We start from the raw sequence: 10024 nt of genomic DNA, 5'->3' as shown, positions 1-10024 counted from the left end.
GTATGTTTTACGGTTGTAGTACCTACAACAAAGCATTGCCAACTAGCTTCAATACCTCAGCAGTAATCAGTATGCGAAGTATGTTCTCGGGTTGTTCGTCATTCAACCAAGTACTTCCTGAGACCTTTAACACGTCATCTGTAACGGACATGGGTTTTTTATTTTACGATTGTAGTACCTATAACAAGGCTTTACCAAGTTCCTTCAACACGTCGTCGGTGACCAATATGCGGGGTATGTTCTCGGGTTGTTCGTCATTCAACCAAGTGCTTCCTGAGACCTTTAACACGTCATCTGTAACGAATATGAATTCCATGTTTTATAATTGTAGCGCCTATAACAAAGCCTTCCCCAACGCCTTCAATACCCTAGCAGTGACCGATATGCGCTTTATGTTTTCAGGCGCTACCTCCTTCAATCAAAGTTTAGAAACGTGGGGGACAATGCTCAATCCCAACGTGGATTTGAATTACTTTTTAGACAACTGCGGGATGAATGCCACCAACTACGATGCCACACTAAGAGGGTTTAATGCGGGTGGTGTAACGGGGCGAAATATGTATGCTGTTGGGCTAAAATACTGCGATGCGGAAGGGAATAGGGCTAGTTTAATTTCAACAAAAGGCTGGCAAATTTGGGGCGATGAAAATGCGGTTCCAACCAAACCATTCGTAGGGACAATCACACAACCTACTTGCTCGGTCACGACAGGATCGGTGCGCTTGAATAACTTACCATCGGAGGCTTGGACGATCAATCCAGGAGAGATTACTGGCTCAGGATATTCTGGAATTATATCGGGCTTAGGAACAGGAACTTATAATTTTACAGTAACCAGCGCGGCAGGCTGTATTTCAGCCGCCACAAGCAATGTGATCATTGATGCTGCCCCTACTCCTCCATCGGCAAGCATCAGTTACCCAGGCACGCCATTTTGCAAAACATTAACCACAGGAGCAGTCACATTAACGGGTACGAGCGGTGGCACGTATAGCTCAACGTTGGGCTTGAGTATTGATGCCACTACGGGAGCGATTAATCCAAGTGCTTCTACCGCAGGTGATTATGTGGTAACTTACAGCGTCCCCGCGTCGGGTGGCTGTTCGGCGGTGAGTACTACGGCAAACGTGACCATTCTTCCAGCCATTACCTTTACTACCCCCACCGTCACGCAGCCAAGCTGTAGCACGCCTACGGGAACGATTGTGGTCAATGCTACCCCGAGTGGTTCGCTCGAATATAGCATTGATAATGGCAATACGTGGCAAAGTAGTGCGACATTTAGCAACCTAGCAGCGGGTAATTATCGCTTAAAAGCCCGTTTTCAAGCCTTGACTAGCTGCGAAGCTACTTACGGAAGTAATCCAGTAATTCTTACTTCGCCCTTTACGGCCTCGACTACAACCGACACTTGGACGGGCTGCGTTTCAACCGATTGGGCGACGGCGGGCAACTGGCAAGATGGCTCCGTTCCTACCACCAGCGACGACGTGATGATTCCCAATACGACCAACAAACCTGTGATTATGGCAGGGACGGCGGCCGTTGCCAAGACGGTGGAGGTAGCCTCAAGTGCTAGTAGGCTAACGATAAATGCGTCGGGAAGTCTGACCATAAATGGTTCAAAAATCGATTCCGCTCCTTTCACTTTGGCTTTGATAGTGCGTGGTGGCACATTGGTCAACAACGGCTTGCTTGTTCTTGGTAATTTGTCCAGCGTTGGCGACGATGCGGTACTCAACTACGGTACTTTTACCAATACAGGGGAAATTCGTATTGATCGCTTCTCGCGGGTTGGGTTTTATAATGTGGTTCTGAATTCTGTTAACAATTCGGGCAAAATCCTCATCGGCGCAAGCGCACCTGCGGGTTCGCTAGGATTAGCCAGTGCGGGTACATTTACCAACCAATCGGGCGGAGAAATCAACATTAGCCAAACCACATCAACCGCGCTGAGTAGTTCTGGTAATTTTACCAACAGTGGTAAAATCATCTTGGGCGCCAACGGGGCTGTGGGAAGTCGGGGTATTGATTTCAATCCATCAACTAATCTTGCCTTTTCAAATAACAGTGGAGGGGAAATTATCATTGACGGAACTACCCAAAACGCCATCAGTGTCTCTATTGGCACATTCAACAATTCCTCCAAAATTACACTGGGGGCTACTGGTAGTATCGGTCTTTTTGGGATTACTAACAGCGGAGCCTTCAATAATAACGCGGGTGGAGAATTGAGTATCGATCGTTCTACGTCAAGTAGTATTTATAGTAATGGCACTATAACCAATAATGCTAAAATAACCATTAATACCAATGCAGGGACCCCCTTTACAGGAATTAACAATCAAGGAAATTTGACTAACTCAGCTTGTGCTACGCTAGTTGTTACTGCTCCTATTAGCAATTCCAATACTTTTACTAACTCGGGTTATTTTAAAGTTACTACGTCAGCGTCACATACCAATGGAAGCGCAGGTTTGGTTAACAATGGTATCATTGAGTATCCCATTGGGAATCCAATACCCAATGTAGTCAATAATGGAATAATTGCTGCACCTTTTTCGGGCTGTAGTCCAGCGCTGCAAATTGGGAGTAGCAATACGTTGGGTATAGGCACAGCTTGGTATCAAGAAGCATCTTTAACAACGCCATCGGGGACGTATCAATCAGCGTCCAACACCTTCAGCAGCACGCGCAGTTTTCCAGGGACGTATGTCAATTATTTTTCGGTAAACGATGCGGCCAATAGTTGTTCGTACGTGGCTTCAGTGAGTCAGACGCTGAGCGCACCGCCAACGATTACCACCAGTGCAAGTCCCGCTATTTGCATTGGAGCTACCTCATTCACATTACCCTACTCAGCCACTTCGGGCACCCCGACAACGTATTCGATTTCGGGGGCAGGCATCACTACGGTGAGTAATGCACCGTTGCCTGCCACGCCTATTGTGGTGAATCTGAGTGAGCCAGCGTCGGGGAGTTTAATAAACTACACGTTGACCGTGAGCAGTTCAAGCTCAGGTTGCACGTCAAATATAATAACGGGTAGTGTAACGGTAAACCCACCTCCGAGTGCGATAATAAGCTACGGTGGAACACCTTACTGCAAAAGTGTGACATCGGCGGTAGTGACATTAACGGGTACGAGCGGTGGCACGTATAGCTCAACGTTGGGCTTGAGTATCGATGCCACTACGGGAACGATTAATCCAAGCACTTCAACGGCAGGAACCTACACGGTAACGTACACAATTCCCGCATCTGGCGGCTGCTCAGCGGTTACGGCGACTGCGAGTGTGACGATTACAACAAGCCCGAGTGCAACAATCGGCTACGGCGGAACGCCCTACTGCAAAAGTGTGACATCTGCGTTGGTGACATTAATGGGTAGTGGCGGCGGAACGTTCAGTTCAACGTCAGGTTTGAGTATTGACGCTACTACGGGAACGATTAATCCAAGCACTTCAACGGCAGGAACCTACACGGTGACGTACACAATTTTCGCGTCGGGCGGTTGCTCGGAGGTTACGGCGACTGCGACGATTACAACAAGCCCAAGTGCAATAATAAGTTATGGCGGAACACCTTATTGTAAAAGTGTGACATCTGCGGTAGTGACCTTAACGGGCAGCGGTGGAACATTCAGTTCAACGTCAGGTTTGAGTATCGATGCCACTACAGGGACGATTAATCCAAGCACTTCAACGGCAGGAACTTACACGGTGACGTACACAATTCTCGCGTCGGGCGGTTGCTCGGAGGTTACGGCGACTGCGAGTGTGACGATTACAACAAGCCCGAGTGCAACAATAAGCTACGGCGGAACGCCCTACTGCAAAAGTGTGACATCTGCGTTGGTGACATTAATGGGTAGTGGCGGTGGAACGTTTAGTTCAACGTCAGGTTTGAGTATCGATGCCACTACGGGAACGATTAATCCAAGCACTTCGACAGCAGGAACTTACACGGTGACGTACACAATTCTCGCGTCGGGCGGCTGCTCGGCGGTGAATGCGACGACGAATGTGGTCATTACCGAAGCTCCAAGTGCAACCATCAGCTACGGCGGAACGCCTTATTGCAAAAGTCTGACATCGGGGGCAGTGACCTTAACGGGCAGCGGTGGAACATTCAGTTCGACGTCAGGTTTGAGTATTGATGCTAATACGGGAACAATTAATCCAAGTGCTTCAACAGCAGGAACCTACACGGTAACGTACACAATTCCCGCGTCGGGCGGTTGCTCGGAGGTGAATGCGACGACGAATGTGGTCATTACCGAAGCTCCAAGTGCAACCATCAGCTACGGCGGAACGCCTTATTGCAAAAGTCTGACATCGGGGGCAGTGACCTTAACGGGCAGCGGCGGAACATTCAGTTCAACGTCAGGTTTGAGTATTGACGCCACTACGGGAACGATTAATCCAAGCACTTCGACCGCAGGAACCTACACGGTGACGTACACAATTCCCGCGTCGGGCGGTTGCTCGGCGGTGAATGCGACGACGAATGTGGTCATTACCGAAGCTCCAAGTGCAACCATCAGCTACGGCGGAACGCCTTATTGCAAAAGTGTGACATCTGCGTTGGTGACCTTAACGGGTAGCGGTGGAACATTCAGTTCGACGTCAGGTTTGAGTATTGATGCTAATACGGGAACAATTAATCCAAGTACTTCAACGGCAGGAACTTACACGGTGACCTATACAATTCCCGCGTCGGGCGGTTGCTCGGCGGTTACGGCGACAGCGAGTGTGGTCATTACCGATGCTCCAAGTGCCACAATAAGCTACGGTGGAACACCTTACTGCAAAAGTGTGACATCCGCGGCAGTGACCTTAACGGGCAGCGGCGGAACATTCAGTTCAACGTCAGGTTTGAGTATCGACGCGAATACGGGCACGATTAATCCAAGCACTTCGACCGCAGGGACCTACACGGTAACGTACACAATTCCCGCGTCTGGCGGTTGCTCGGCGGTGAATGCGACGACGAATGTGGTCATTACCGATGCTCCAAGTGCAACAATAAGCTACGGCGGAACGCCTTACTGCAAAAGTGTGACATCTGCGGTAGTGACCTTAACGGGCAGCGGCGGAACGTTTAGTTCAACGTCAGGTTTGAGTATTGATGCTAATACGGGAACAATTAATCCAAGTACTTCAACGGCAGGAACCTACACGGTAACGTACACAATTCCCGCGTCTGGCGGTTGCTCGGAGGTTACGGCGACAGCGAGTGTGGTCATTACCGATGCTCCAAGTGCCACAATAAGCTACGGTGGAACACCTTACTGCAAAAGTGTGACATCCGCGGCAGTGACCTTAACGGGCAGCGGCGGAACGTTTAGTTCGACGTCAGGTTTGAGTATCGATGCCACTACGGGAACGATTAATCCAAGCACTTCAACGGCAGGAACCTACACGGTAACGTACACAATTCCCGCGTCGGGCGGCTGCTCGGCGGTGAATGCGACGACGAATGTGGTCATTACCGATGCTCCAAGTGCCACTATCAGCTACGGCGGAACGCCTTATTGCAAAAGTCTGACATCGGGGGCAGTGACCTTAACGGGCAGCGGCGGAACGTTTAGTTCGACGTCAGGTTTGAGTATCGATGCTACTACAGGGACAATTAATCCAAGCACTTCGACCGCAGGAACCTACACGGTAACGTACACAATTCCCGCGTCGGGCGGCTGCTCGGCGGTGAATGCGACGACGAATGTGGTCATTACCGATGCTCCAAGTGCCACCATCAGCTACGGCGGAACGCCCTACTGCAAAAGTGTGACATCGGCGGCAGTGACCTTAACGGGCAGCGGTGGAACGTTCAGTTCGACGTCAGGTTTGAGTATCGATGCTACTACGGGAACAATTAATCCAAGCACTTCAACGGCAGGGACATACACGGTAACGTACACAATTCCCGCGTCGGGCGGTTGCTCGGAGGTTACGGCGACGGCGAGTGTGACGATCACAACAAGCCCTAGTGCGATAATAAGCTACGGCGGAACGCCTTACTGCAAAAGTGTGACATCTGCGGTAGTGACCTTAACGGGCAGCGGTGGGACATTCAGTTCAACGTCAGGTTTGAGTATCGACGCCACTACGGGAACGATTAATCCAAGCACTTCAACGGCAGGAACCTACACGGTAACGTACACAATTCCCGCGTCGGGCGGCTGCTCGGAGGTTACGGCGACAGCGAGTGTGACGATTACAACAAGCCCGAGTGCAACAATCGGCTACGGCGGAACGCCCTACTGCAAAAGTGTGACATCTGCGTTGGTGACATTAATGGGTAGCATCGGTGGAACGTTTAGTTCGACGTCAGGTTTGAGTATCGATGCTACTACGGGAACGATTAATCCAAGCACTTCAACGGCAGGAACCTACACGGTAACGTACACAATTCCCGCGTCGGGCGGCTGCTCGGCGGTGAATGCGACGACGAATGTGGTCATTACCGATGCCCCAAGTGCAACAATAAGCTACGGTGGAACGCCTTACTGCAAAAGTGTGACATCGGCGGTAGTGACCTTAACGGGCAGCGGCGGAACGTTTAGTTCTACATCAGGTTTAAGTATCGATGCCAATACAGGAACGATTAATCCAAGCACTTCGACCGCAGGAACCTACACGGTAACCTATACAATAGCTGCGTCGGGCGGCTGCTCAGCGGTGATAACGACAGCGAGTGTGACGATTACAACAAGCCCGAGTGCAACAATAAGCTACGGCGGAACGCCCTACTGCAAAAGTGTGACATCTGCGTTGGTGACATTAATGGGTAGCATCGGTGGCACGTATAGTTCAACGTCAGGTTTGAGTATCGATGCCACTACGGGGACGATTAATCCAAGCACTTCGACCGCAGGAACCTACACGGTAACGTACACAATTCCCGCGTCGGGCGGCTGCTCGGCGGTGAATGCGACAGCGAGTGTGACGATCACAACAAGCCCGAGTGCAATAATAAGCTACGGCGGAACGCCGTATTGCAAAAGTGTGACATCCGCGGCAGTGACATTAACGGGCAGCGGTGGGACATTCAGTTCAACGTCAGGTTTGAGTATCGACGCCACTACGGGAACGATTAATCCAAGCACTTCAACGGCAGGAACCTACACGGTAACGTACACAATTCCCGCGTCGGGCGGCTGCTCGGAGGTTACGGCGACTACGAGTGTGACGATCACAACAAGCCCGAGTGCAACCATCAGCTACGGTGGAACACCTTACTGCAAAAGTGTGACATCCGCGGTAGTGACCTTAACGGGTAGCGGTGGAACGTTTAGTTCAACGTCAGGTTTGAGTATTGATGCCAATACAGGGACGATTAACCCAAGCACTTCAACGGCAGGGACTTACACGGTAACGTACACAATTCCCGCGTCGGGTGGTTGTTCGGCGGTTACGGCGACGACGAATGTGGTCATTACTGAGGTTCCAAGTGCAACCATCAGCTACGGCGGCACACCTTACTGCAAAAGTGTGACATCTGCGGTGGTGACCTTAACGGGTAGCGGCGGAACGTTTAGTTCAACGTCAGGTTTGAGTATCGATGCCACTACGGGAACGATTAATCCAAGTACTTCGACAGCAGGAACCTACACGGTGACCTATACAATAGCTGCGTCTGGCGGCTGCTCAGCGGTTACGGCGACGACGAATGTGGTCATTACCGATGCTCCAAGTGCCACTATCAGCTACGGCGGAACGCCTTATTGCAAAAGTGTGACATCTGCGTTGGTGACCTTAACGGGCAGCGGCGGAACGTTCAGTTCAACGTCAGGTTTGAGTATCGATGCCAATACAGGTACAATTAATCCAAGCACTTCAACGGCAGGAACCTACACGGTGACGTACACAATTCCCGCGTCTGGCGGTTGCTCGGAGGTTACGGCGACTGCAGTCGTAGCTGTTCAAAGTAAACCAACGATTACACTTTTAGCTTTACAACAAACCTTGAACGAGGGCAACAATCCCGTTCTTTGTGATACGGATGCGAATCCTGTGAACGGCTTACAGTTTAACGTTACGGGTTTGTGTGTAGTGGGTACTCCCGTTTGGCGTGTACAAGTAGGCAGTGGTGCATGGAGCGGATGGTCAACCAATCCACCAGTTTCCCAGTCTTCCAATAACCAACCCCACCGCTACCAAGCGGCTTGCGATGCCAATTGTGCTTCGACTTATTCGGGCGTGATAGAATTGACGATTAATAATCGTGCCTCCGTTCCGCAGAATGTGTCGCTATTGGTGGACGGCGTGACGGTTGCCGTAGGGGAAATCAAAGAAGTGTGTAGCCTAGCGACTACTACGCTAACTTTTAATGCCAATTGTGCTGCTGGTGAAGTGATACTTTATTCCGTTGATGGTGGTGAATACAGCGCGGGCGTACCTGTAGGCTTGGTGGATAACCAATTCCACAACTACCGTGTACGCTGCCGCAAATCGGACGGAACGCCTTCGTGTGTGGAATCAGAATCTGGCGTAATGCGGTTAAAATTAGTGGTCATACCAGCAGCACCGACGGTGTCACTCTCATCAACAAGCAGTTGTAACCCAACGGCAAGTTTCAGTGGCCAATCAACTTGTGGCAGCTTGCGCACGATTTGGTACAATGCGACGACGAACGTGGCTTTGCCAAGTCTTCCTTCAACCGTACCAAGTCAAACGACGTCGTATTACGCTCGTTGTCAGACGGAAAATGGTTGCGTGAGTGAAAAGAGCAACGTCGTGACGTTTACCTTGACGCCAACGCAAGTAGCTCCCGTGATTACTGCCTCGCAAGAGATAGTTTGCACAGGTACAACGGTGAGAATATCAGCCAACTGCCCCGCAGGAAGTCAGACATTTTGGAACACGGGTGTTACAGCGCCAAGTTTTGAGGTTGCGTTTAGCAACGTAACGAAGCAAACGTATTGGGCGAATTGCCTCTTTGAAGGTGGTTGCCAAAGCTCAGAAAGTGTTCGTAAAGATATTTATTGGAATGCGTTTGTGGTGACGTTGATTAACATTGGTGAATCTAAGTCAGCAGTGAAACCTGCGAATGATAAGTCGTTGTGGACAAGCCAATTCATCACCCGCGACGGTGGCCCCGAATTGGATCAAAGTACGCAAGTGAATCCGACCTTGTATTACGTCGAAAACGTCAACAAAATGGCTCCACGCTACTGGACTATCAACGTAGAAGCGTGCGGATTAAGTACTGACGGCTCATTGACCTTTGACATGTTGGCAACACCCGAAATGGGCGTAATTCGTTCGTTCAACACGCACGAGAACAACGCACCGTACTTCATGTACGCCAACCGCGAAGGTTGGACGGAGCTGTACGGTCAAAACCACCCTGCCTACGGATTCTATCAAGACAACGGTGCGGGTGGAAATTCATACGATGCAGGTTTGCCCAAAGGGTTGTACAAATTGAGTATTCGTTATTGGGACATGAAGGGCTGGGGCAGTATTTACCCCGCAACGCGTCAACCGCAAGGCAACGTGCTGGCCTACCAAGAATACTGGTTCCGTATCCAGTCACGAGATGGGGTAGGGGTAGGAGCAGCGAGGACAGCGGATAGCGAAGGGGCAAATGGTAAATGGCAAGGGGCAAAGGGGCAAGGGTCGGATAACGGGCTTTTCGCCACGGTTCTCCCCAACCCCGTCACCAATATCCTCCGCCTTAAAGTCCAAGACAGCAAAGGGCAAGTGGTGCAAACTACGTTGCTGGATGTTGCAGGTCGTCAGGTGTTGCATCGGACTTTTAGCCCTGAAACAAATGCGCATTATGAAGAAATGAACGTTGAAATGCTTCCTGAAGGTTTGTATTTATTACGAGTCATTACAAATGACAAACAGGAGGTTTTGAAAGTCATTAAGAAATAATACGTGTAAATTAAGTGCTAAAGCACAAGTTAACCGTTATCTGTTAATTGTTGTCCGTTTAAAATCAACGAATTACATTAAAACAAGTGCCTTGGAGATTTTGCTCTGTTACTTAAATGAGCAAAGTTGATTGAGAC

1 protein-coding gene is annotated in these 10024 nt (G+C 50.2%); it reads left to right on the top strand.

Going from position 1 to position 10024, the window contains the following annotated elements; translation table 11 throughout:
- The first annotated feature begins 2 nt into the window (after positions 1-2).
- Positions 3-9887: a BspA family leucine-rich repeat surface protein gene (locus tag AC23N5_RS15630; protein WP_487756307.1), complete on the top strand. Its 9885-nt coding sequence runs from the start codon at positions 3-5 to the stop codon at positions 9885-9887.
- Positions 9888-10024 lie beyond the last annotated feature (137 nt).

It is taken from the genome of Runella sp. R5_40 (assembly GCF_057652295.1).
This window is presented reverse-complemented; position numbering and strand designations above follow the sequence as displayed.